At 71.4% G+C, this 23,309-nt stretch carries 21 protein-coding genes and 1 tRNA gene; 15 read left to right on the top strand and 7 right to left on the bottom strand.

Translation table 11 applies throughout. The annotated features are described in order from the left end of the window. The first annotated feature begins 175 nt into the window (after positions 1-175). From ADK36_RS24480 to ADK36_RS24460, 5 genes are all read left to right on the top strand, one after another. Positions 176-1,069 (top strand): FAD binding domain-containing protein, encoded by an 894-nt coding sequence (locus ADK36_RS24480; RefSeq protein WP_048583282.1) that lies wholly within the window; start codon positions 176-178, stop codon positions 1,067-1,069. After that, on the top strand, positions 1,066-2,700 hold the full coding sequence (locus ADK36_RS24475; protein WP_053199042.1) for a 2Fe-2S iron-sulfur cluster-binding protein: 1,635 nt from the start codon (positions 1,066-1,068) through the stop codon (positions 2,698-2,700). The genes ADK36_RS24480 and ADK36_RS24475 overlap by 4 nt, the downstream gene beginning before the upstream one ends. Further along, a complete protein-coding gene (locus tag ADK36_RS24470) occupies positions 2,697-5,006 on the top strand; it encodes a xanthine dehydrogenase family protein molybdopterin-binding subunit (protein WP_048583280.1) in 2,310 nt (769 codons plus the stop codon). Before ADK36_RS24475 ends, ADK36_RS24470 begins: the two co-directional genes overlap by 4 nt. 300 nt (positions 5,007-5,306) lie before the next feature. Beyond that, on the top strand, positions 5,307-6,542 hold the full coding sequence (locus tag ADK36_RS24465; RefSeq protein WP_053199040.1) for an SUKH-4 family immunity protein: 1,236 nt from the start codon (positions 5,307-5,309) through the stop codon (positions 6,540-6,542). Positions 6,543-6,548: 6 nt separating this feature from the next. After that, positions 6,549-7,049, top strand: a complete 501-nt coding sequence (locus ADK36_RS24460; protein ID WP_048583278.1) for a GNAT family N-acetyltransferase — start codon at positions 6,549-6,551, stop codon at positions 7,047-7,049. Between the two features lie 58 nt (positions 7,050-7,107). Here the strand turns inward: ADK36_RS24460 and ADK36_RS24455 are convergent, their stop codons facing one another. Both ADK36_RS24455 and ADK36_RS24450 read right to left on the bottom strand, forming a co-directional pair. Then, the gene (locus ADK36_RS24455) at positions 7,108-8,370 is read right to left on the bottom strand and encodes an LPXTG cell wall anchor domain-containing protein (protein WP_053199037.1); all 1,263 of its coding nucleotides are present in this window, start codon (positions 8,368-8,370) and stop codon (positions 7,108-7,110) included. 192 nt (positions 8,371-8,562) lie between these two features. After that, positions 8,563-8,637, bottom strand: a tRNA-Cys gene (locus tag ADK36_RS24450). Positions 8,638-8,814: 177 nt separating this feature from the next. On the opposite strand from ADK36_RS24450, the gene ADK36_RS24445 reads away from it, so the two are divergent. The 8 genes from ADK36_RS24445 to ADK36_RS24410 all read left to right on the top strand — a co-directional run bounded on the left by ADK36_RS24445 (position 8,815) and on the right by ADK36_RS24410 (position 16,734). Next, positions 8,815-10,284: an MFS transporter gene (locus tag ADK36_RS24445; protein ID WP_048583276.1), complete on the top strand. Its 1,470-nt coding sequence runs from the start codon at positions 8,815-8,817 to the stop codon at positions 10,282-10,284. A 32-nt stretch (positions 10,285-10,316) separates the two neighbouring features. Beyond that, entirely contained in the window at positions 10,317-10,514 is a 198-nt protein-coding gene (locus ADK36_RS24440; protein ID WP_048583275.1) for a hypothetical protein, read from the top strand. Further along, positions 10,514-10,882, top strand: a complete 369-nt coding sequence (locus tag ADK36_RS24435) for a type II toxin-antitoxin system death-on-curing family toxin (RefSeq protein WP_048583274.1) — start codon at positions 10,514-10,516, stop codon at positions 10,880-10,882. The genes ADK36_RS24440 and ADK36_RS24435 overlap by 1 nt, the downstream gene beginning before the upstream one ends. 118 nt (positions 10,883-11,000) lie before the next feature. Continuing rightward, positions 11,001-12,794, top strand: coding sequence for a DEAD/DEAH box helicase (locus tag ADK36_RS24430; RefSeq protein ID WP_048583273.1), 1,794 nt, complete (start codon positions 11,001-11,003; stop codon positions 12,792-12,794). A 464-nt stretch (positions 12,795-13,258) separates the two neighbouring features. Further along, positions 13,259-13,900 carry an IclR family transcriptional regulator gene (locus ADK36_RS24425; protein WP_048583272.1) on the top strand — a complete coding sequence of 214 codons (642 nt, stop codon included), beginning with the start codon at positions 13,259-13,261 and terminating at the stop codon, positions 13,898-13,900. 52 nt (positions 13,901-13,952) lie between these two features. Continuing rightward, entirely contained in the window at positions 13,953-14,726 is a 774-nt protein-coding gene (locus tag ADK36_RS24420; protein ID WP_048583271.1) for a chorismate synthase, read from the top strand. After that, positions 14,723-15,832 (top strand): o-succinylbenzoate synthase, encoded by a 1,110-nt coding sequence (menC, locus tag ADK36_RS24415; protein ID WP_048583270.1) that lies wholly within the window; start codon positions 14,723-14,725, stop codon positions 15,830-15,832. Before ADK36_RS24420 ends, menC begins: the two co-directional genes overlap by 4 nt. A gap of 110 nt (positions 15,833-15,942) precedes the next feature. Then, a complete protein-coding gene (locus ADK36_RS24410) occupies positions 15,943-16,734 on the top strand; it encodes a YlbL family protein (RefSeq protein ID WP_053199035.1) in 792 nt (263 codons plus the stop codon). A gap of 29 nt (positions 16,735-16,763) precedes the next feature. Here ADK36_RS24410 and ADK36_RS24405 read toward each other — a convergent pair whose 3' ends face one another. The 5 genes from ADK36_RS24405 to ADK36_RS24385 all read right to left on the bottom strand — a co-directional run bounded on the left by ADK36_RS24405 (position 16,764) and on the right by ADK36_RS24385 (position 21,043). After that, complete coding sequence (locus tag ADK36_RS24405) at positions 16,764-17,732, bottom strand: glycine betaine ABC transporter substrate-binding protein (RefSeq protein ID WP_048583268.1); 969 nt, start codon at positions 17,730-17,732, stop codon at positions 16,764-16,766. Continuing rightward, positions 17,729-18,526 carry an ABC transporter permease gene (locus ADK36_RS24400; RefSeq protein ID WP_199830235.1) on the bottom strand — a complete coding sequence of 266 codons (798 nt, stop codon included), beginning with the start codon at positions 18,524-18,526 and terminating at the stop codon, positions 17,729-17,731. The genes ADK36_RS24405 and ADK36_RS24400 overlap by 4 nt, the downstream gene beginning before the upstream one ends. 98 nt (positions 18,527-18,624) lie before the next feature. After that, positions 18,625-19,866, bottom strand: coding sequence for a betaine/proline/choline family ABC transporter ATP-binding protein (locus ADK36_RS24395; RefSeq protein WP_048583267.1), 1,242 nt, complete (start codon positions 19,864-19,866; stop codon positions 18,625-18,627). Further along, positions 19,856-20,506, bottom strand: coding sequence for an ABC transporter permease (locus ADK36_RS24390; protein ID WP_048583266.1), 651 nt, complete (start codon positions 20,504-20,506; stop codon positions 19,856-19,858). Before ADK36_RS24390 ends, ADK36_RS24395 begins: the two co-directional genes overlap by 11 nt. Positions 20,507-20,563: 57 nt before the next feature. Then, entirely contained in the window at positions 20,564-21,043 is a 480-nt protein-coding gene (locus ADK36_RS24385) for an Lrp/AsnC family transcriptional regulator (RefSeq protein ID WP_030053507.1), read from the bottom strand. Between the two features lie 128 nt (positions 21,044-21,171). On the opposite strand from ADK36_RS24385, the gene hppD reads away from it, so the two are divergent. Together hppD and ADK36_RS24375 are read left to right on the top strand one after the other, a co-directional pair. After that, positions 21,172-22,317 carry a 4-hydroxyphenylpyruvate dioxygenase gene (gene hppD / locus ADK36_RS24380; protein ID WP_048583265.1) on the top strand — a complete coding sequence of 382 codons (1,146 nt, stop codon included), beginning with the start codon at positions 21,172-21,174 and terminating at the stop codon, positions 22,315-22,317. 125 nt (positions 22,318-22,442) lie between these two features. Further along, entirely contained in the window at positions 22,443-23,303 is an 861-nt protein-coding gene (locus ADK36_RS24375; protein ID WP_053199033.1) for a Teichoic acid biosynthesis protein C (Precursor), read from the top strand. Positions 23,304-23,309 lie beyond the last annotated feature (6 nt).

The raw sequence follows: 23,309 nt of genomic DNA, 5'->3' as shown, positions 1-23,309 counted from the left end.
GTGATGCCGTACGAAAACGGACCATCTGCCCGATGAGGTGGGCGAATGCCTCCTAGCGGACCCCTGTCTTCGGGTCCTGCGAAGATGTGCCAGAGTTGCCACGTCCGCCCTGTCAGCACGTACCGTACGGCAGCACAGGTGGGACCAGGTGGGGCAGCGGGAAGGGGCAGCCGGTTTGACCACGCACGCACCGCAGGCGGCGCAGGCCGTCACGCTGCCCACGACGCTGGACGAGGCCGTGGCGGCACTGGCCGCCATGCCCGCCGCCGTGCCCGTCGCGGGCGGCACCGACCTCATGGCCGCCGTCAACTCCGGGCAGCTCAGGCCCGCCGCACTGGTCGGCCTCGGCAAGATCAGCGAAATCCGCGGCTGGCAGTACCAGGACGGCCACGCCCTGCTGGGTGCCGGCCTCACGCACGCGCGCATGGGCCGTCCCGACTTCGCCGCCCTGATCCCGGCGCTCGCGGCCGCCGCACGCGCCGCGGGCCCGCCGCAGATCCGCAACGCGGGCACCCTGGGCGGCAACATCGCCTCGGCGTCCCCGACCGGTGACGCGCTGCCGGTCCTCGCCGCTCTCGAAGCGACCCTGATCGTCGCGGGCCCGGGCGGAGCCCGCCGGGAGATCCCGGTGTCGCACCTGCTGGCCGGCATGGAGATGCTGCGCGCCGGCGAACTCATCGGCTACGTGCGCGTGCCGCTGCTGCACGCCCCGCAGGTCTTCCTCAAGGCCACCGGCCGCACCGGCCCGGGGCGCGCGATGGCGTCCGTCGCGGTCGTGCTCGACCCCGCTCGGCGAGGCATCAGGTGCGCAGTCGGCGCCATAGCGCCGATGCCGCTCAGGCCCCTGGACGCCGAGCACTGGGTCGCCCAGCTGATCGACTGGGACAACAACCGCGCGATCGTCCCCGAGGCGCTGAACGCCTTCGGGGAGTACGTCGCCGCGGCCTGCATCCCGGACCCGGCCCCGGCCGAGGACGGCTCCGTACCACAGCATCCGCCCGCCGTACTGCACCTGCGGCGCACCGTCGCCGCACTGGCCCGACGAGCACTGGGGAGGGCGCTGTCGTGACCGACGACCAGCACGGAGAGGGCACGCCCCAGGGCGGCGGTCGCTGGGACCCGCTGCCCCAGGGCGACTACGACGACGGCGCCACCGCCTTCGTCAAACTCCCCGAAGGGGGCATCGACGCCCTCCTGGCCTCCTCGGACACCCCGCTCGCCGCGCGCGGCCACGGCTATGTGCCGCCGCAGATAACGGCCGCACCGGGATCGACCGGGGGCACCGACCCCGCGGCCCCGGGTGGCTGGCCCGTCGCAGGCGCGCCCGCCGACGGTGCCCAGTGGCCCGACCCGAACGCGGTGCCGCAGGACACGGGCAGCGGCCAGTTCGCGTACAACCCCGGGGCGACCCAGCAGTGGGACTTCTCCGAGACCGCGCGGGGCCACGTCGGCCAGGCAGGTCACGAGGCCGCTGCCGCGCACGGTCACGACGTCACCGGGCAGTGGTCGATTCCCGTTGCCGACGGTGACCTTCCGGACGAATCGGGCGAGTTCACCACCTCGTCGCTCGTCGAGCAGTGGGGCGGCACCCCTCCGGCCACGCTGCCGGGCGGCGCGCCCGCGCCCTGGGCGACACAGCCGACCGGGCAGCCGTGGGGACAGCAGGCCGAGGCCGCGGCGACGGCCGAGGAAGCGGTGGGAGCCGGGGCCGGGCACGTGCACGGGCAGCCGGGGCACCCCGACGCGTACTCCGGCGAGCGGCCCACCCCGCACCCGCACGAGCGGCCGGCCGCGAGCGCGCCCGAGTTCACCCCCGAGCCACCCGCCGAGGTTTCCGCCGAAAGCCCCTCAGAGCCCGCACAGGCCGCACAGGCCATCCCCGGGGCCGATGAGGCGGCCACGGACGCCCAGGGCGCCCCAGAGGTCGCAGAGGGCCCGGCAGAGGCTTCCGCCGACCCCGCCCCGGCCGAGGGCGGCGACTCCGCAGCGGAGGCCGCCGAGGACCCGGCACAGGCCGCCTCCGGCGACGTACCGGTGCCCACCGGCGAGGAACACCCCCTCGCCTCCTTCGTCCTGCGCGTCAACGGCGTCGACCGGCCCGTCTCGGACGCCTGGATCGGCGAGTCGCTGCTCTACGTGCTGCGCGAGCGGCTCGGGCTCGCCGGCGCCAAGGACGGCTGCTCGCAGGGCGAGTGCGGGGCCTGCAACGTGCAGGTCGACGGACGGCTCGTGGCGTCCTGCCTGGTGCCGGCCGTGACCGCCGCCGGCAGCGAGGTCCGCACCGTCGAGGGCCTGGCCGAGGACGGGCAGCCCTCCGACGTGCAGCGGGCGCTCGCGCGGTGCGGCGCGGTGCAGTGCGGCTTCTGCGTGCCGGGCATGGCGATGACCGTGCACGACCTGCTGGAGGGCAACCCGGCGCCGACCGAGATGGAGACCCGCCAGGCACTCTGCGGCAACCTCTGCCGTTGCTCCGGTTACCGGGGCGTGGTCGAGGCCGTCAAGGAGGTCGTCGCCGAACGCGAGGCCCACACGGCGGCCGGAGACGGCGAACAGGACGGCGACGAGCCGCGTATCCCTCACCAGGCGGGCCCCGGGGCCGGCGGGGTCAACCCGTCGGCGTTCGAGGCACCCGGGGCCATGAACCCGGGGCACAGGGGGCCGCATGACCAGGCGTACGGACAGGACGGAGGCCAGGCGTGAGCAACGAAGCCGCCACCGCGACCACAGCCGCGGAGGCAGCACCCGCCCCCGAGTCGATCCCGCACGGCCTAGGCGCCTCCCTGCCGGCCGCCGACACCCGCGCCAAGACCGAGGGCACGTTCCCGTACGCGGCCGACCTGTGGGCCGAGGGCCTGCTGTGGGCGGCCGTGCTGCGCTCGCCGCACCCGCACGCGCGCATCACGTCCATCGACACCTCCCACGCGCGCGAGATGCCCGGCGTACGGGCCGTCGTCACGCACGAGGACGTGCCGGGCAGCCCGCTGCACGGCCGCGGCACGTCGGACCGCCCGGTCTTCGCCTCCGAGGTCGTACGCCACCACGGCGAGCCCATCGCCGCGGTCGCCGCCGACCACCCGGACACCGCCCGCCTGGCCGCCGCGGCCGTCATCGTCGAGTACGAGGTACTCGACCCGGTGACCGACCCCGAGCAGGCATTCGAGGCCGAGCCACTGCACCCCGACGGCAACCTGATCCGCCACATCCCGCTGCGCCACGGCGACCCCGACGCGGCCGGCGACATCGTGGTCGAGGGCCTGTACCGCATCGGCCGCCAGGACCCGGCCCCCATCGGCGCCGAGGCGGGCCTCGCGGTACCGCGCCCCGACGGCGGCGTGGAGCTCTACCTGGCCTCGACCGACCCGCACACCGACCGCGACCGGGCCGCCGCCTGCTACGGCCTGGAACCCGAACGCGTCAAGGTCGTCGTCACCGGCGTCCCCGGCGCCACCGCCGACCGCGAGGACCAGGGCTTCCAGCTCCCGCTGGGCCTGCTGGCGCTGAAGACCGGCTGCCCGGTGAAGCTGACGGCCACGCGCGAGGAGTCCTTCCTGGGCCATGTGCACCGGCACCCGACGCTGCTGCGGTACCGCCACCACGCGGACGCCGAGGGCAGGCTGGTGAAGGTCGAGGCGCAGATCCTGCTGGACGCGGGCGCGTACGCGGACACGTCCGCCGAGGCCCTGGCCGCCGCGGTCGGCTTCGCGTGCGGGCCGTACGTCGTCCCGAACGCCTTCATCGAGGGCTGGGCCGTACGCACCAACAACCCGCCCTCCGGCCATGTACGGGGCGAGGGCGCCATGCAGGTGTGCGCCGCCTACGAGGCGCAGATGGACAAGCTGGCCAAGAAGCTCGGCGTGGACCCGGCGGAGCTGCGCCTGCGCAACGTCATGGCGACGGGTGACGTGCTGCCGACGGGCCAGACGGTGACCTGCCCGGCCCCGGTGGCCGAACTGCTCCAGGCCGTACGGGACTACCCGCTGCCCGCCCTCCCCAAGGACACGCCCGAGGACGAGTGGCTGCTGCCCGGCGGCCCCGAGGGCGCGGGCGAACCGGGTGCCGTGCGACGCGGCGTGGGCTACGGCCTGGGCATGGTGCACATGCTCGGTGCCGAGGGCGCGGACGAGGTCTCCACGGCCACGGTGAAGGTCCACGACGGGGTGGCGACGGTGCTGTGCGCCGCCGTCGAGACCGGCCAGGGCTTCGCGACGCTGGCCCGGCAGATCGTCCAGGACACACTGGGCATCGACGAGGTGCATGTCGCGCCCGTCGACACCGACCAGCCCCCGGCGGGCGCGGGCTGCCGCGGCCGCCACACCTGGGTGTCGGGCGGCGCGGTGGAACGGGCCGCCAAGATGGTCCGCACGCAGCTGCTCCAGCCCCTGGCGCACAAGTTCGGCATGTCCACGGAGCTGCTCCAGATCACCGACGGCAAGATCACGTCGTACGACGGCGTCCTGTCGACCACCGTCACCGAGGCGCTGGACGGCAAGGAACTGTGGGCGACGGCCCAGTGCCGCCCGCATCCGACGGAACCGCTGAACGAAGCCGGCCAGGGTGACGCCTTCGTCGGCATGGCCTTCTGCGCGATCCGCGCGGTGGTGGACGTGGACATCGAGCTGGGTTCGGTACGGGTCGTCGAGCTGGCGCTCGCCCAGGACGTCGGCCGGGTGCTCAACCCGGCCCAGCTGGAGGCGCGGATCGAGGCGGGCGTGACGCAGGGCGTGGGCATCGCGCTCACGGAGAACCTGCGCTCGGCGCGCGGCCTGATCCGCCACCCGGATCTGACGGGCTACTCCCTGCCGACGGCCCTGGACGCCCCGGACATCCGCATCGTGAAGCTGGTCGAGGAACGCGACGTGGTCGCGCCCTTCGGCGCGAAGGCGGTGAGCGCGGTACCGGTGGTGACCTCGCCGGCGGCCATCGCGTCGGCCGTACGCGCCGCGACGGGCCGCCCCGTGAACCGTCTCCCGATCCGCCCGCAGGCGGCGGTGGTGACCGGGCAGTGAGCCCACTCCGGCTGTCTTGCCGGAGGTCCTGCCGACCGTTCTGACGCACGGGTCGGTGAACTCGGCGTGGCGACTTCGGCGCAAAGGGAACGTGCGAGGGTGGGTTGAGCGTCTACTGAGGTGAAGCGCTGTCAGTGGTCGTGCCGAGCCGGGCGCGTTTTCGGCGGTTGTGCTGACGCGGGGGCGTTGTCAGTGGTGGCGCGTAGTGTTCTGGGCAGTGGGGACGGCGGCCGGGCTCAGCGTGTCGGCCGGTCGGCCGTGTCCTGCCCGGGGCGGTGAGCAAGCGCATGCGGGGGAGCCATGAGCACGACGATCACGACTCACGCCGGTGATACGGCGATCATCCTGGCCGAGGCCGAGCTGGATCCGTATGTCACGCACGCGGCGACGCGGCGCTGGCTGACGGGACCCGGACTGCCGGGCGACAGCGGTGTGTTGAGCTTCGCCGAGCTGTGCCGGGAGGACCGGGCGGGCCGGGCCGGCCCAGAGGGCCGAGAGGTCCTGCGGACGGTGGCGGAATCGACGGGCGATCCGGACGGCCGTCTGGCGGCGGAGCTGCGGGATCAGCTGGTGATAGGCGGACTGCTGGGCCCCGGTGGCCTGGAGACGGAGTCGGTCCTGCTGGACGGCGCGACGGGCGAGATCTCCACGACGTACTTCCTGCACGACCGCCCCGACCTGATGGACCGCCGCGTCCTCGCGCCGTCGCTGCGGACACTGGTCCGGTTCGCCGAGGCGACGGACGAACTGGCGGGCCTGCGCGGCCAGTTCGCATCCTACGTCGGCCGTTACGGCCCGAAGGCGGTGGCGGAGGCCTCGCAGCACCTGCTGTCCGTGTTCGAGGAGGGCACGGACGGCGAGCCGGCGCCGTTCTGGAAGATGGCCGCCCTGATCCGCCCCCTGGCCCTGGTGGCGGGCCGGGCCGGGGCGTCGGGCCTGGCCCTGGACCTCCCGCTCCGCCTGCTGGACCAGGAGTTCGGGCAGGGCAAGGTGGTGCGCTTCGAGGAGGTCGACTTCCCCGGCACCCTCACGCACGAGCCGACCCGCCGCTTCCTGCGCGAGGTGGGCCTGCCGGAGGACGGCTTCCTGTTCTCACTGGACACGGACGTGCCGCTCCAGACGCTGGCCGAGTACTACGCCGACGAGGACCGGGGCGCCGAACTACCCGCCCACGCCGGCCGCTTGATACGCCTCGGCCATCTCGTCGAGGACAACAGCCTGGTCGTCGACGGTGAGACGGGCGCGGTCCTGAACTGGAGCGAGCCCGAGGCGAGGCTGTTCCCCCTCAACACGGACATCTCGACCCTGGCCTTCACGCTCTGGCTGCTCCACCGCGAGCAGGCGATCGACGAGGAGTCGGGCCACGAGCTGACGACCGACACCTACGACCAACTCGCCATGACGATGCTTCAGGTCCTGTCGACGGTCGACCCGACCGGCACCAGGGCCGCCGGCAGGGATGGCCGGCACTACTGGACGGAGGTGTTCCAGGACGAGGCGAGCGGGGTCCTCGAATCGGCGGGCGGGGCGTGGTGAACCGACGTGGACAACGTCATCGTCCGCCCGGCGGATCCGGGTGAGTCGGCGGCCGTCGCAGGACTGCGCTGGCAGTGGATCGTGGAGAACGAGGGCGCGGCAGCTGCGGGCGCCGAACGTGACGCCTTCGTACGCCACTTCGTGACGTGGGCCGAGCAGAACGCGGCGTCGCACCGCTGCATGGTCCTCGTCGACGGAGACGTCGGTGGTGACCTCGGGATCATCGGTATGGCGTGGCTGGCGGTGGTGCAGCGTGTACCGACGCCGTACGCGCTGCACCGGGCGTCCGGTGACCTCCAGTGCGTGTACGTGGTGCCGGAGGCGCGTGACGCGGGGCTGGGTGGTCGGCTGATCACCGAGACCCTGGCCAGGGCGAAGGACCTGGGGCTGGAGCGGGTCACCGTCCACTCCACGCCCCGGGCGATCCCGGCGTACGCCCGCCACGGGTTCGAGAACTCGCCGCGTCTCCTCCAGGCCCACGTCGCGAGGGCGACGCGGTATCCCTGAGGCCGGATGCGGCCGGGTACCGCTGGCACTTCCGGTACCGGCCTCAGGGCAGGTGTCGTCAGGAGGACTGGGCGGTGGCGCGGCGGCGGCGTGCGGCCAGGAACAGGACGCCGCCGAGGGCTGCCGCGGTGGCTGCGGCCCCGGCGATGAGCGGGGTGCCGTCGGAGCCGGTGCTCGCGAGGTTGCCGTTGACGGAACCGGTGCCGGAACCGCCGGTCGAGGCGCCCGTGGAGGCGCCGGACGAGGTGGCGCCCGTGCTGCCGGTGGTGCCCGTGCCGCCGGTGGACTGGCCTACTGGGTCGTTGCCGTCGCCGCCCGTGGTGGAGCCGCCGTCCGTCGAGCCGCCGCCGGTGGAGGAGCCGCCGGAGGTGGACGGACCGGGCTCGTTGTCGGTCGGTATGGCGATGCGGATCTGGGCCTTGTCGTTGGCGGGGTTCTTGTCGAAGGCCGGGTGGATGTCGTACACGGAGGTCGCCTTCACCTCACCCGTGGTCGTCTTCGCGTCGTCCTTGATGTCCAGCATGAAGGTGAAGGAGAGCGACTCGCCGACGTCGAGGGTGTGGTCGGCGGGCCAGCAGACGTACTTGGCCTTGCCCGGGGTGCCGGCGGGCCCGGACGGACCGTCGATCCCGAAGGGCGCGCATTCCCGGGGCACTTCGGCGGCCACGGTGCCCGGCGGGATCTGCACCATGAGCGCCGTCTGGTCGTCGCTCTCCTGGTTCTGGATCCAGCCGGGGCCGTCGTTGCGGAGCTTGACCGTGACGGACTGCCCGTCGCCCGCGAGCGCCTCGGTGTCCTCCCCTACGGCGACGAGGTCGGCAGTGCTGTCCGCGGTCAGGGTCAGCCGCCGGTGGCTGTCGGTGAACCCCTCGCCCGGGGCCGCGCCGGTCGCCGAGGTGCCGTACTCGACGGCCTCCATCAGCGCGTTGGGCCGGGCCTTGAACCGTACGGGAGTCTCGACGGAGGCGCCGGGTTCGATCACGGTGTCGAGCTCGCAGAGCGCCTGCCTGACCTGGTCCTCGACGGTCGAGTAGGTACAGCCCTCCACGGTCTCGGGGAAGTCGAGTCCCCGGGTGAGCCGGACCCGGAAGGTGACTCCGTCCGCCGCCGCGGTGCCCTTGTTGGTGATGACGACGGACTCGTCGTACACCTCGCCGGGCTGGGGAGACGTGCGCGGCAGGTTCGAGATCACCAGGGAGGGCTCACCCTCCTCGGCGTACGCCGCCGGAGCGACGACCGCGGGAACGGCCGCGGCGAGCGCGGCGGCGGCCACGAGGGCCGCCGAGTGACGGATGTGCGAGGGGCGGATGCGCTGGCGCACGGGTGGGTCTCCTCGTCGGGACAGGAAGCACGACGACCGGCGGTTTGCCGGCCAGTCATGTCCTGGACATCTGGAGGGTGGGGAGGGTTGTGCTGCCGTTCGAGGAGATGACGTGAAGCCTGACACGCGTCGGGCGGCACCCTGTCGGGGGTGCCGCCCTGTCGCGTTCCTGCGTTGTGGCCGGTCAGGCGATGGAGGCCGTGGCGGGATTCGAACCCACGTAACTCGCTTTGCAGGCGAGCCCCTGAACCACTCGGGCACACGGCCTTGATCGATGGTTCGACCGTAGAGGGGGTGCGGGAAGGGAACAAGGGAAGCCCTCGCCCTGCAATGGGACTGCCACACCACGTTCATGAATCACGGCGGTCGTACGACCAAGGTCCCGGTGCAGGGCCCGTCTCCCGACAGGGGTCAAAGCTGGTTGTGGCCCTTACGCTGGCGGCCATGACTGTCCTTGAGCCGCGTGACACCGGTGTCGCGAAGAGAGCCGACGTCCCCCTGGTGCCCGGGGGCGAGGAGACCGTGCTGAGCAGGGCGTATCGGGCTCTCAGTGTCGGGATCGTCTCGGTCGTGCTGCTCATCGCCTTCGAGGCGACCGCCGTCGGGACGGCCATGCCGGTGGCCGCGCGGGAGCTGGACGGGGTGTCGTTGTACGCCTTCGCGTTCTCGGGGTACTTCACCACCAGCCTGTTCGGGATGGTGCTCGCGGGGCAGTGGTCGGACCGGCGGGGACCGCTCGGGGCGCTCACGGCCGGGATCGCCGCCTTCGGGGCCGGTCTGCTGCTGGCCGGGACCGCCGGGGTCATGTGGGTGTTCATCCTCGGGCGGGCCGTGCAGGGGCTCGGGGGCGGGCTGGTGATCGTCGCGTTGTACGTCGTCGTCGGGCGGGCCTACCCGGAGCGGCTGCGGCCGGCGATCATGGCGGCGTTCGCGGCGAGCTGGGTCGTGCCGTCGATCGTGGGGCCGCTGGCCTCCGGGGCCGTGACCGAGCATCTGGGCTGGCGCTGGGTGTTCGTCGGGATTCCGGTGCTCGTCGTGTTCCCGCTCGCGCTCGCGCTGCCGCAGATACGCCGGCGGGCGGGAGGGCCGGTCGACGGCTCGGCCGATTCCGGTCGCGGTGCCTCCTTCGACCGGCGCCGTATCCGGCTCGCCCTCGGTATCTCCCTCGGCGCGGGGCTGTTGCAGTACGCCGCCCAGGACCTGCGGTGGCTCTCCCTCGTCCCCGGCGTCGCCGGCGCCGCGCTCCTCGTGCCGGCCGTGCTCGGGCTGCTCCCGCGCGGTACGTACCGGGCGGCGCGCGGACTGCCGTCCGTGGTGCTGTTGCGCGGGGTCGCGGCGGGGTCGTTCATCGCGGCCGAGTCCTTCGTGCCGCTGATGCTGGTCACCCAGCGGGGGCTGTCGCCGACGCTCGCCGGGTTCTCGCTCGCGGCGGGTGGCGTGACCTGGGCGCTGGGGTCGTGGATGCAGTCGCGGGCGCGGGTGGAGCCGTATCGGGAACGGCTCATGACGCTCGGGATGGTGCTGGTCGCCGCCTCCATCGCCGCCGCGCCGAGTGTGCTGATCGACTCCGTGCCCGCCTGGACCGTCGCCGTGGCGTGGGCGTTCGGCTGCTTCGGGATGGGGCTGGTCATCTCCTCCACCAGCGTGCTGCTGCTCCATCTCTCCGCCCCCGCGGAGGCCGGCACCAACTCCGCCGCGCTCCAGATCTCCGACGCCCTGTCCAACGTCGTGCTGCTGGCCGCCGGGGGCGCCGCCTTCGCGGCCCTGGGCGGCGGCGCGGTGAGCCATGCGGCGACGGGGGCGTCCGGCGCCGGGTCGCATCCGGCGGCGTTCGCGGCGGTGTTCCTGCCGATGGCGGGGGTGGCGCTGGTGGGGGCCTGGGTGACTACGCGGTTGCGCACCGAATCCCGGTGACGCCAAGTGGTACCACGTAGTACCGTCGAGGTATGGCTGGACTGAACCTGCGATTCTCGGACGAAGAGCTCGACGCCCTGCGTGAGCGCGCGGCGGCGGAAGGGCGCAGCATGCAGGCCTTCGCGCACGACGCGGTGATCGCGGCCATAAACGAGCACTCACGGCTGTTCAACGAGGCTGCCGAGCACGTCCTGAAGGCCAGCGCGGAGCTGAACCGGAGGCTCGCCTGATGCACTACCTCACTCTGCCCGAGCTGCTGAACCTGGCGCAGCGGCTCGGAGCGGACGAGGTGCGCGACTACGGGCTGCTGGATTCCGCGCTGGCGCGTCCCCAGTCGAGTGTCTTCGGGCAGGACGCCTATCCGGACGTATGGCAGAAGGCCGCTGCGCTGATGGAGTCCCTTGCCCGCAACCACGCCCTCGTCGACGGGAACAAGCGCATCGCCTGGTACGCGACCTGGGTCTTTCTGCACATGAATGGGCACCCCCTGGACTCGGACTTCGACGTGGACGAGGCCGAGCGGTTCGTGCTGGACGTCTGCCAGGGCGCGCTGGACGTGCCCAAGATCGCAGCCCAGTTGCCGCGCTTCGCGCGCTGAGTGTGACCTCGATCCCACCCACGGTCGACCCGGCCCGGTCCGTGCGTTGACCCAACCGGGGCGCCGGTAGGGTGGCCCGGTTGTCATACGTAGCCGAGCGACCCCCCTTACGGAGACCGTGACTACCACCGCCGCCTCCTCCTCGCACCACCTATCCCCCGCCTTCCCCGGCCGCGCCCCCTGGGGCACCGCCAGCAAACTGCGTGCCTGGCAGCAGGGGGCGATGGAGAAGTACATCCAGGAGCAGCCGCGTGACTTCCTCGCGGTCGCCACGCCCGGCGCCGGCAAGACGACCTTCGCCCTCACCCTGGCGTCCTGGCTGCTGCACCACCATGTCGTGCAGCAGGTCACCGTGGTCGCGCCGACCGAGCATCTGAAGAAGCAGTGGGCGGAGGCCGCCGCGCGGATAGGGATCAAGCTCGATCCCGAGTACAGCGCGGGCCCGCTCGGCAAGGACTACCAGGGCGTCGCCGTCACATACGCCGGTGTCGGCGTGCGGCCCATGCTCCACCGGAACCGGGTCGAGCAGCGCAAGACCCTGGTGATCCTCGACGAGATCCATCACGCCGGTGACTCCAAGTCCTGGGGTGAGGCATGCCTTGAGGCGTTCGAGCCCGCCACGCGCCGCCTCGCGCTCACCGGCACGCCCTTCCGATCCGACACCAACCCCATCCCCTTCGTCACGTACGAGGAGGGGAACGACGGGATCCGGCGGTCCGCCGCCGACTACACCTACGGGTACGGCAACGCGCTCGCCGACCATGTCGTCCGGCCGGTCATCTTCCTCTCCTACAGCGGCAACATGCGGTGGCGGACGAAGGCCGGTGACGAGATCGCCGCCCGGCTCGGTGAGCCGATGACCAAGGACGCCATCAGTCAGGCCTGGCGTACGGCCCTGGACCCGCGCGGTGAGTGGATGCCCAGCGTGCTGCGCGCCGCCGACCAGCGGCTGACCGAGGTCAGGAAGGCCATCCCGGACGCCGGCGCCCTCGTCATCGCCTCCGACCAGGACTCCGCACGCGCCTACGCCAAACTCATCCGCGAGATCACCGGCAACAAGGCGACCCTCGTCCTCTCCGACGACGCCGGCGCGTCCAAGCGGATCGACGACTTCAGCGGCAACAACGACCGGTGGATGGTCGCGGTGCGGATGGTGTCCGAGGGCGTCGACGTACCTCGGCTGGCGGTGGGCGTGTACGCCACCACCATCTCCACCCCGCTCTTCTTCGCGCAGGCCGTCGGGCGTTTCGTGCGTTCACGCCGGCGCGGTGAGACCGCCTCCGTCTTCCTCCCGACCGTCCCCGACCTCCTCACCTTCGCCAACGAGATGGAGGTCGAGCGCGACCACGCCCTCGACAAGCCGAAGAAGGAGGGCGAGGAGGACCCGTACGCCGAATCCGAGAAGGAGATGGAGGAGGCGAACAAGGAGCAGGACGAGGACACCGGCGAGCAGGAGCAGTTCTCCTTCGAGGCGCTGGAGTCCGAGGCCGTCTTCGACCGGGTGCTCTACGACGGCGCCGAGTTCGGCATGCAGGCCCACCCGGGGAGCGAGGAGGAGCAGGACTACCTCGGGATTCCGGGGCTGCTTGAGCCGGACCAGGTGCAGCTGCTCCTCCAGAAGCGGCAGGCACGGCAGATCGCGCACAGCCGTAAGAAGCCGGACGCCGAGGCCGACCTGCTGGAGCTGCCCGCCGAACGGCGGCCCGTCGTCTCGCACAAGGAGATGATGGAGCTCCGTAAGCAGCTCAACACCATGGTCAGCGCGTACGTCCACCAGAGCGGCAAGCCGCACGGGGTCATTCACACCGAGCTGCGGCGGGTGTGCGGGGGGCCGCCGAGCGCGGAGGCGACGGCGGGGCAGTTGCGGCAGCGGATCGCCAAGGTGCAGGAGTGGGCCACGCGTATGCGCTGACGCTGGGCGCTGTGCCTTGGCCGGGGTGTGCGGTGGGGTGCCTGTCGTGTTTGGCCGCGGGCCGGTGGGGGCTTGCCGCGCCCACGCGGGGGAGCCGCATATCGACACAGCCCCGCGCCCCTCAAGCGCTCCGCGCCGCTCAGGCGTTCCGCGCATGTCAGAAGGTTCCGCGCCTGCCAGGGCGTTCCGTGTGCCGTATATACCAGGACGAACGGGCGTGGTCCGTACCCGTCGCTGCCCGGATTCTGGACGGAGCCTTCCGCTCAGCGAACCGGTTTCGCTAATGTCCCGCTACGCACACGCCCCGTGGCAGCGCCGCCGCGGAGCGCAGCCGTGAAGCGACGCGGTTCGGGACAGCCCGGGCCGCCGGCCGATCGGCGGCCTCTGAAGCGCGTCACTGACGGGACTCGGTGACGCATCCGCCGCGAGGGGGCTGCCGACCTCACCACTAAGGAGTGGGCGTCGTGACCGCGGAGACCTCTCAGACGCTCGACCGAGGACTGCGCGTCCTCAAGCTGCTGGCCGACACGGACCACGGGCTGACCGTCACCGAGCTTTCCAACAAACTGGGCGTGAACCGGACCGTTGTGTACCGGCTGCTCGCCACCCTTGAACAGCACGCACTCGTACGCCGTGACCTGGGCGGCCGCGCCCGGGTCGGGCTGGGCGTGCTGCGACTGGGCCGACAGGTGCATCCGCTGGTACGGGAGGCCGCGCTGCCCGCGCTGCGCTCGCTCGCCGAGGACATCGGGGCGACGGCCCATCTGACGCTGGTGGACGGTACGGAGGCACTGGCCGTCGCAGTGGTCGAACCGACCTGGACGGACTATCACGTGGCCTATCGGGCCGGATTCCGGCATCCCCTGGACCGCGGGGCCGCGGGCCGGGCGATCCTCTCCGCCCGGCACCAGCCGCTGGACGATCCCGGATACACCCTGACCCACGGGGAGTTGGAGGCGGGAGCGAGCGGGGCGGCCGCGCCGTTGATCGGCGTCACCGGCGTCGAGGGCAGCGTGGGCGTGGTGATGCTGGCCGACGCGGTGCCGGAGCGGGTGGGACCGCGGGTCGTGGACGCGGCGCGGGAGGTGGCGGAGGCACTGCGGTGACGCGCCGTCCGAGGTCTGGGCGAAGGCCCGTCACCACCTCGACACTCGGAGCATGACCTCACTCATCGTCCGCACCGTCCACGACGTCGCCGGGTTCGCCGCCGTCGCCGACTACTTCAGCGACGTATGGCACACGCCCCGCAGCGCGCCGCCCGTACTGCCCGAGACGCTGCACAGCCTCGCCCACGCGGGCGGGGCGGTGCACGCCGCGTACGACGGGCAGCGGCTGGCCGGCGCCAGCGTCGCCGTGTTCGGGCCGCCCGCGCTGCGGGAGACGTACTCCCTGATGGCCGCCGCCGAACAGGGGCTCGGGGTGCGGGTCAAGCAGGCGCAGCGGGCCTGGGCGGTGGAGCTCGGGGCGCGCACGATGCGCTGGACCTTCGACCCGCTGGTCGGCCGTAACGCCCGGTTCAACCTCGTCAAGCTGGGCGCTGTCGGCACCGAGTACCTCGTCGACTTCTACGGCCCCATGGCGGACGGCGTGAACGACGGCGACGAGACCGACCGGCTGACGGTGGCCTGGGACCTGATCGAGCCCGGACAGCCGTACGACTCCGGCGGCACCGGTGACCGCGAGGCCGCGCCCACCACCCACACGGCCCCCGACGGCGGACCCCTCGCCCGTCGCGACCCGGCCGACCGGTACGTCTGGTGCCGGGTGCCGGACGACGTCGTGGCGCTGCGGGCCGCCGATCCCGAGCTGGCGCTGCACTGGCGGCGGGCCGTGCGCGAGGTGTTCACGAAGGCATTCGCCGACGGCTTCACCGCGAGGGGTATGTCCCGGGACGGTTGGTACACGCTCGCCCGCCAGGAGGCCACCTCGTGAAACTCGCCCGCGTCGAGATCGTCCACGTGGCGATCCCCCTGGTCAGGCCCTTCCGTACGTCCTTCGGCACGATGACGACGAAGGACACCTTCCTGCTGCACGTCGTCACGGACACGGCCGAGGGCTGGTCGGAGTTCGCGGCCGACCCCGAGCCGCTGTACTGCTCGGAGTTCGTGGCCGGCGCGGAGCTCGTGCTGCGCGACTTCCTGCTGCCGCGCGCCGCCGCGCTGCCCGTGCTCGGTACGGCCCACCTCGCCCCGGCGATGGAGAAGATCAAGGGGCACGAGCTGGCCAAGGCGGCGCTGGAGACGGCCGTACTCGACGCGGAGCTGCGGTCGTACGGGATGCCGCTGGCGACGTATCTCGGGTCGGTGCGGGAGCGGGTACCGGCCGGGGTGTCGGTCGGGATCAGGGAGACCGTCGGCGAGCTGCTGGACGACGTCGAGGGGTATCTCGCCGACGGATACGTCCGGATCAAGCTGAAGATCGAGCCCGGCTGGGATCTGGAGCCCGTACGGGCCGTGCGTGAGCGCTTCGGGGCGGAGCTGCCGCTCCAGGTGGACGCCAACACGGCGTACACGCTCGCGGACGCCGGGCATCTGCGGCGCCTCGACGCGTTCGGGCTGCTGCTGATCGAGGAGCCGCTGGCGGAGAACAACCTGTACGCCCACGCCCGTCTCCAGCAGCGCATCGCGACCCCCGTCTGCCTGGACGAGTCCCTGCACAACGCCCGCGACACCGCGTCCGCGATCGCGATGGACGCGTGCCGGGTCGTGAACGTCAAGCCCGCGCGGGTCGGGGGGTACCTGGAGGCGCGGCGGGTCCATGACGTGGCGTACGCGCACGGGGTGCCGGTGTGGTGCGGGGGCATGCTGGAGACGGGGATCGGCCGCGCACCGAACCTGGCGCTGGCGGCCCTGCCCGGCTGCACGCTCCCGGGCGACACGTCAGCCTCCAGCCGCTACTTCGCCGAGGACATCACGGAGCCGTTCGTGCTGGTGGACGGCCATCTTCCGGTCCCGCGGACGCCGGGCATCGGGGTGGCGCCACTGCCGGAGGCGCTGCGGCGCTTCACCAAGGAGCGGCGAGACCTGTATCCCGCCTGACGAGACCTGTACGTGACCTGACGAGATCTTGTACGTGACCTCGGTGGGGCAACCTGGGGAGCTCCCGACCTGCACCCGGCCGGAATCCGCCACCACGTTAGATTGATCCCGTGTTCTCTCGTCTCACGCGCCCCCGGGCCGTCGCCGTCTGCGCCCTGCCGGTCGTGGCCCTGCTCGCCACGGCGGCCTTCGCGCCCCTGCCGTTCTCGCTGACGCAGCCCGGCCTGACGGCGGACGTGCTGGGCGAGAACAAGGGCGAGCCGGTGATCACGATCTCCGGTGCGCCGACCCGGGACACGAGCGGCCAGCTGCGCATGACGACCATCGAGGCGACCTCCCCCGACACGGACGTGCGCTTCGGTGACGTACTCGACGCCTGGTTCCGCACGGACGAGGCGGTCATGCCGCGCGACTCGGTCTATCCGAGCGGGCAGAGCACCCAGGAGATCGAGCGGTACAACACCGAGCAGATGAAGGAGTCCCAGGACTCCGCGACCCAGGCCGCGCTGAACTACCTGGACCTCGACGACAAGAACGTCAAGGTCACCCTGACCCTCGCGGACGTGGGCGGCCCCAGCGCCGGCCTCCTCTTCTCCCTGGGCATCATCGACAAGCTGAACGGCGACGGCGTGGGCGGCGACCTCACCGGCGGCCGCACCATCGCCGGCACGGGCACGATCGACGCCGCCGGCAAGGTCGGCGCGGTCGGGGGCGTGTCCCTGAAGACCCAGGCCGCCAAGCGGGACGGGGCGACGGTCTTCCTGGTACCGAAAGCGGAGTGCTCCGACGCGAAGGCGGAACTGCCGAAGGGCCTGCGGCTCATTCCGGTGACCACGCTGAAGGGCGCGGTGGGCGCACTGGAGGCGCTGGAGTCGGGGAAGGGCGCGGTTCCTGCCTGTTAGGGCGGCTGCGCGGTGCGCCACCCCCGCACTCACTTCACGAACCCCTCCTCCTTCATCCAGTCCAACGCCACCTGATGCGGATCCTCCCCGTCCACGTCCACCTTCGCGTTCAGGTTCCGCGCCACCGTGTTGTTCAGCTTCCTGCTGATCGGGTCGAGGACCTCGGGGATGGCCGGCCACTCCTTCAAGGTCTTGGAGTTGACCATGGGGGCGGCGTTGTAGTTGGGGAAGAACTTCTTGTCGTCCCGCATCACCACGAGGTTCATCGACTTGATGCGGCCGTCCGTCGTGAACACCTCGCCGTAGCCGCAACTGCCCTTCGCGACCTGGGTGTAGATGATCCCGGTGTCCATCTGGGTGATGTTCTTCGCGGGCACGTCCATGCCGTACGCCTTCTCCATGCCCGGCAGTCCGTCCGCGCGGTTGGCGAACTCGACCTCGACGCACAGCGTCACCGCGCCCGGGTCGGACTTCGACAGCGCGGCGACCTCGGACAGGGTGTTCGTGCGGTACTTCTTGTGGTTCGCCTGGTTCATCGCCAGGGCGTAGGTGTTGTTCAGCGCGGAGGGTTCGAGCCAGGTCACCCCGTTCTTCGCGTCGGCCTCGCGCACCGCCTCCCACTGCGCGTGCGGGTCGGCGATGGGCTCACTGCGGCCCAGGTACGTGATCCAGGCCGTGCCCGTGTACTCGTACCCGGCGTCGGCCTCCCCCTTCCGCACCGCCTCGCGGCTGCCGATGGAGCCCTGGATGCCGGTGCGGTCGAGCACCTCCGCGCCCGCCGCCTCGAAGGCGATGCCCATGATCGCGCCGAGGATGAGCTGCTCGGTGAACGACTTCGACGTCACCGTCAGCTCGGCGCCCCTGAGCGGCTCGCCCCGGCCGATGGTCCCGGGGCGCACGTCGTCGGCCATGGGGGAGCCGCTGGTCAGGCCGCATCCGGAGGCCGTGACCGCCACCACCAGCCCCGTCGCCAGGAGCACGCCCGTCCGACGCCTCATGTCTGCAACCCCCGCGGCCGCAGCAGCACTTCCGCCAGCGAGGCCAGCCAGTCCACCAGCAGGGCGAGGGCGACCGTGAGGACCGAGCCCAGCACCAGGACCGGCATGCGCTGGTTGGTGATGCCGGCCGTGATCAGCACGCCCAGGCCGCCGCCCCCGCCGAAGACCGCCAGGGTGGCCGTACCGACGTTCAGGACCAGAGCCGTGCGGACGCCGGCCAGGATCAGCGGGACGGCGAGGGGCAGTTCCACCCGCGTCAGCACCCCCATCGGGGACATGCCGATGCCGCGTGCCGCCTCCAGCAGCGTCGGGTCGTTCGCCTTGAGGCCGGCGATCGTGTTGGACAGCACGGGCAGGACGGCATACGCGATCATGCCGATCAGGGCGGCCTTCCGGCCGATGCCGAGCCAGATCACCAGCAGGGCGAGGAGGCCGATCGCGGGGGCCGCCTGGCCCATGTTGGCCAACGCCATGGCCACCGGGGTCGCCTTCCGGAACGCCCGCCGGGTGAGCAGGATCCCCAGCGGGATCGCGATGACCAGCACGAAGAAGGTGGAGATCACCGTCAGTTCGACGTGCTGCCACAGGGCCTTGGAGACCTGACCGCCCGACAGCGCGTTCTCGGAGACCGCGTCCAGGTCGGCCTGCTGGAACCACAACCAGGTCGCGAGCAGCATCGCCACCAGCAGCGCGGGTACGAAGGTGAGTTTCTGCCAGCTCACCTTCCGGGGCGGGGGCTTCGCGGCGGTGGGGGAGGGAGCGGGGCCCTCGGCCGTGTCACCCGTGTCACCCATGTCACCCAAGTCACCTGTACCGCCCGCGTCACCCATGTCACCCGTGTCGTCGGGTTCCTCCGGTGCCGCCGGCCTCGTCCTGGGGGCCTCGGGGCTGCTCACGCCTTCTTCTCCCCTCCGTCGCCGCCCTCCTGCTCGGCGTGCGTCCGGTCGGCCCGTGCCCCCTCCAGGTCGTGCTGGGCCTCCAGCGCCTCCAGCCGGTCCGCCTCCAGCAACTCGTGCACGGAGTTCATCAGCGTCTCCATGTCGACGACGCCCGTGTACTCACCGCGCCGCCCGGTCACCGCGACCCGCCCCGCGTTGTCGATGAGGACCGCTTCCAGGGCGTCCCGCAGGGTGGCGTCCCGGGTCACCGTGTCGTGCACCAGCGTCCCGGCCCGCGCCAGCGAACCCCGGGCCCGCATCAGGTCGCCGCGCCGCAGCCACTTGTAGGGCCGTCTGCGCTTGTCGAGCAGCAGGATCTCGTTGGTGCCGCTGGACCGGAGCCGGTTGAAGATGTCCTGGAGCGGGTCGTCGACGGTCACCGTCGGATAGTCGGTGATCTCCACATCCCGTACGCGGGTCAGGTTCAGTCTCTTCAGCGCCGCTCCGGCGCCCACGAACCCGGACACGAAGTCGTCCGCCGGGTTGGTGAGGATCGCCTCGGGGGTGTCGAACTGAGCGATGTGGGACCGTTCGCGCAGAACGGCGATACGGTCACCGAGTTTGATCGCCTCGTCGAAGTCGTGCGTGACGAAGACGATCGTCTTGTGCAGCTCGTGCTGCAGCCTGATCAACTCGTCCTGGAGATGATCACGGGTGATCGGATCGACCGCGCCGAACGGCTCGTCCATCAGCAGGACCGGCGGATCGGCCGCCAATGCCCGTGCCACGCCCACACGTTGCTGTTGGCCGCCGGACAGCTGGCGCGGATACCGGCCGCGGAACTCCCCGACGTCCAGCCCGACGAGGTCGAGCAGCTCCTCGACCCGCGACGTGATCCGCGTCTTCGACCAGCCGGTCATCTTCGGGACGAGCGCGATGTTCTGCGCGACCGTCATGTGCGGGAAGAGCCCGGCGGACTGGATCGCGTAGCCGACCTTGCGGCGCAGCTTCACCGGGTCGATGTCGGTGACGTCCTCGCCGCCGATGCGGATACGGCCACCGGTCGGTTCGATCAGCCGGTTGATCATCTTGAGCGTCGTGGACTTCCCGCACCCGGAGGGGCCGACGAAGATGACCACCTCGCCCGCCTTGATCTCCATGTTCACGTCGTCCACGGCCGGCTGCGGACTGCCCGGGTAGCGCTTGGTCAGATTCTCCAGCTCGATGGAGGCGCCGTGGTTGTCGCTATCGGACACGGATCCCCCTGGGGATGGTCAGTCGCCCGATCAGGACGTACGCGGCGTCGAACAGCAGCGCCAGGACGATGATCCCGAGCGTGCCCGCGAGCACCTGGTTGAGCGCGTTCGCGCTGCCCAGGGAGGCGAGCCCGCGGAAGATCACATTGCCGAGGCCGGGGCCGGAGGCGTACGCCGCGATCGCCGCGATGCCCATCAGCATCTGCGTGGAGACCCGGATCCCGGTCAGGATGGGCGGCCAGGCCAGCGGCAGCTCCACCCTCAGCAGCTGCGTGGGACGGGACATCCCGATGCCGCGGGCCGCGTCCACCAGGGTCGGGTCGACGCCGCGCAGCCCGACGATCGCGTTGCGCACGATCGGCAGCAGGCCGTACAGCGTCAGTGTGATCACCGTGGGCGGTACGCCCAGCCCCACGATCGGGATGAGCAGGCCGATCATGGCGAGCGACGGAATGGTCAGAATGCCCGAGGTGGTGAGCGTGGCGAAGTTGCCGGCCCACTCGCTCCGGTACGTGGCCACGCCGATCAGCACGCCGAGCAGGGTCGCCACGACCATGCACTGGAAGACGGCGCTCGCGTGCTGCAGGGCGTCGGTGAGCAGCTGCTGGTGGCGGTTGCCCAGGTACTCCCAGAAGTTCACGCGGACTCACCCCACCAGGTCGCGGGCTCCGAACGAAGGGCCTAGGCCGGACACGGCCTAGCTGTTCGCCCGGTCCTCCGCCGCCTGCTCCACCAACGGGATGATCCGCAGCGGAACGGGGTTCTCCATCACGATCGCCGTGGAGGCCCGGACGATCCCATCGAAACCGACAACCCGGTCGATCACACGCTGGAGATCGGCGTTGGAACGCGCCACGAGGCGGCACAGCATGTCCCCGGTGCCGGTGGTCGTGTGCAGCTCCAGCACCTCCGGCACGGTCGCCAAGTGCGCCCGTACGTCGGCTCCTTGCCCCTGCCGGATCTGTAGCGTCGCGAAGGCGGTGACGGGATACCCGAGCGCCGCCGGATCCACCTCGGGACCGAACCCGCGGATGACTCCGTTCGACTGAAGCCGGTCGAGGCGCGCCTGCACGGTCCCGCGGGCCACCCCCAGCCGCCGGGACATCTCCAGCACCCCGATCCGGGGCTCGCGCGCCAGCAGCAGGATGATCCGCCCGTCCAGATGATCGATCGCCACAGCAGCCTCCCGGGTGGGTTGGTCATCCTGTACAGGAAGCCCGCAGAAACGGTCCCTGAACTGGTCATGTTGCCCAGCAAAAAACCAAACTATTGCGCACCTTGCCCCACCGGAGTGAGGCTGCGCCTATGACGCAGACCACACACCACACTCCCGACACCGCCCGGCAGGCCGACCCCTTCCCGGTCAAGGGAATGGACGCGGTCGTCTTCGCCGTGGGCAACGCCAAGCAAGCGGCGCACTACTACTCGACCGCCTTCGGCATGCGCCTCGTTGCCTACTCCGGACCGGAGAACGGCAGCCGCGAGACCGCGAGCTACGTGCTGGAGAACGGCTCCGCCCGTTTCGTCCTCACCTCCGTCATCAAGCCCGCGACCACCTGGGGCCACTTCCTCGCCCAGCACGTGGCCGAGCACGGCGACGGCGTCGTCGACCTCGCGATCGAGGTCCCGGACGCGCGACGGGCGTACGCGTACGCGCTCGAACACGGCGCCACGTCCGTCACCGAGCCGTACGAGCTGAAGGACGAGCACGGCACGGTCGTCCTGGCCGCCATCGCGACGTACGGCGAGACCCGCCACACCCTCGTCGAGCGCACCGGCTACGACGGCCCCTACCTGCCCGGCTACGTCACCGCGAAGCCGATGGTCGAACCGCCCGCCCAGCGCACCTTCCAGGCCATCGACCACTGCGTGGGCAACGTCGAGCTCGGCCGTATGAACGAATGGGTGGGCTTCTACAACAAGGTCATGGGCTTCACGAACATGAAGGAGTTCGTGGGCGACGACATCGCGACCGAGTACAGCGCGCTGATGTCGAAGGTCGTGGCCGACGGCACGCTCAAGGTCAAGTTCCCGATCAACGAGCCCGCCATCGCCAAGAAGAAGTCCCAGATCGACGAGTACCTGGAGTTCTACGGCGGCGCGGGCGTCCAGCACATCGCGCTCAACACGAACGACATCGTGGCGACGGTCCGCACGATGCGCGCGGCCGGCGTCCAGTTCCTCGACACCCCCGACTCGTACTACGACACCCTCGGCGAGTGGGTCGGCGACACCCGCGTGCCCGTCGAGACCCTGCGCGAGCTGAAGATCCTCGCGGACCGCGACGAGGACGGCTATCTGCTGCAGATCTTCACCAAGCCGGTCCAGGACCGTCCGACGGTCTTCTTCGAGATCATCGAACGCCACGGCTCCATGGGCTTCGGCAAGGGCAACTTCAAGGCCCTGTTCGAGGCGATCGAGCGGGAGCAGGCCAAGCGCGGCAACCTATGAGGCTTTCGCGGAGAGCGTGAAGTCCTGGACAGCACAGCGTAGAAAGCGCAACCACAACGGCCCTCTCGGGCCTCTCCAGTCGTGCGGGCGTCACGGGGCGCCCGCACGACCTCGGGGAGAGAAGAGTGGCGGACCCCTTCGACCTGTCCATACCGGCCGAGCGCTGGCTGTGGAAGAAGGACACGCTCAAGGATCCGACGATCCTTCAGTCGTTCGCCTTCGACGAGGCGAACGAGCATCTCTACGTCCTTCAGCTCACCCGGGGCGGCTCCACGGCCGGCGACCTCTGCCTCAACCGGCTCGACCTCCGGGGCAAGCGCCTGGGCCACATGTACCTGCGCGGCTTCGGGCACGGCGTCAGCATGGGCGTGCAGCACACGTCCGACGGCACCGTGTGGATCTGGACCGAGGCCGACGCCAAGGGCGGCTACGGCAGGGGCGTCACCCGCTTCCGCTTCGTCGACGGCGCCGTCCGCACGCGCGAGGACGTCAAGGTCCGCCACCCGATCCCGGGCTCCACCCACAACCAGCCGTCCGTCTGCCCGGTCTCACGGCGCATCGCCATCCGCCACCGCGTCGACGACAAGCCCCGCTACCGGATCTGGGACCTCGACGCGTTCGTCGCCCGCGACTACTCCGAGCCGGTCGCCGACTTCCCGCAGACCGGCGCCCATCCCGACCCCAAGGTCCCGTTCCAGGGGTACGCCCTGCACGGCGACCACCTCTACCAGCTGGCCGGGACCGCCTACGACGCCAGGACCAACCCGCCCGCCAAGCGCGGCAACGTCCACGTCTCCTGCCTCGACATCCGCACCGGCCGGCTGCTCGACCGGCAGCGCACCGAGGCCGGCCACTCCCTCGACCACCGCGAACCGGAGGGCCTCGCCGTCCGCCACGGCTCCGAGCCCCGGCTCTGTCTGGGGCTCGCGTCCGGGCAGGAGGGGGCACGCAGGTTCTCGATCTACTACAAGCCGCAGACGGCCTGAGGCGGC

This window comes from Streptomyces viridochromogenes, from assembly GCF_001270495.1.
GTDB lineage: Bacteria > Actinomycetota > Actinomycetes > Streptomycetales > Streptomycetaceae > Streptomyces > Streptomyces viridochromogenes_A.
The sequence above is the reverse complement of the archived record's forward strand: the minus strand, read 5'-3'. Positions and strand labels throughout refer to the sequence as shown.

Bases quoted from the DNA above. Each gene is read 5' to 3' on its own strand.
- ADK36_RS24465 (WP_053199040.1), top strand. From the start codon at position 5,307: ATGAGCACGACGATCACGACTCACGCCGGTGATACGGCGATCATCCTG.
- ADK36_RS24445 (WP_048583276.1), top strand. From the start codon at position 8,815: ATGACTGTCCTTGAGCCGCGTGACACCGGTGTCGCGAAGAGAGCCGAC.
- ADK36_RS24440 (WP_048583275.1), top strand. From the start codon at position 10,317: ATGGCTGGACTGAACCTGCGATTCTCGGACGAAGAGCTCGACGCCCTG.
- ADK36_RS24435 (WP_048583274.1), top strand. From the start codon at position 10,514: ATGCACTACCTCACTCTGCCCGAGCTGCTGAACCTGGCGCAGCGGCTC.
- ADK36_RS24420 (WP_048583271.1), top strand. From the start codon at position 13,953: ATGACCTCACTCATCGTCCGCACCGTCCACGACGTCGCCGGGTTCGCC.
- ADK36_RS24405 (WP_048583268.1), bottom strand. From the start codon at position 17,732: ATGAGGCGTCGGACGGGCGTGCTCCTGGCGACGGGGCTGGTGGTGGCG.
- ADK36_RS24400 (WP_199830235.1), bottom strand. From the start codon at position 18,526: ATGGGTGACACGGGTGACACGGCCGAGGGCCCCGCTCCCTCCCCCACC.
- hppD (WP_048583265.1), top strand. From the start codon at position 21,172: ATGACGCAGACCACACACCACACTCCCGACACCGCCCGGCAGGCCGAC.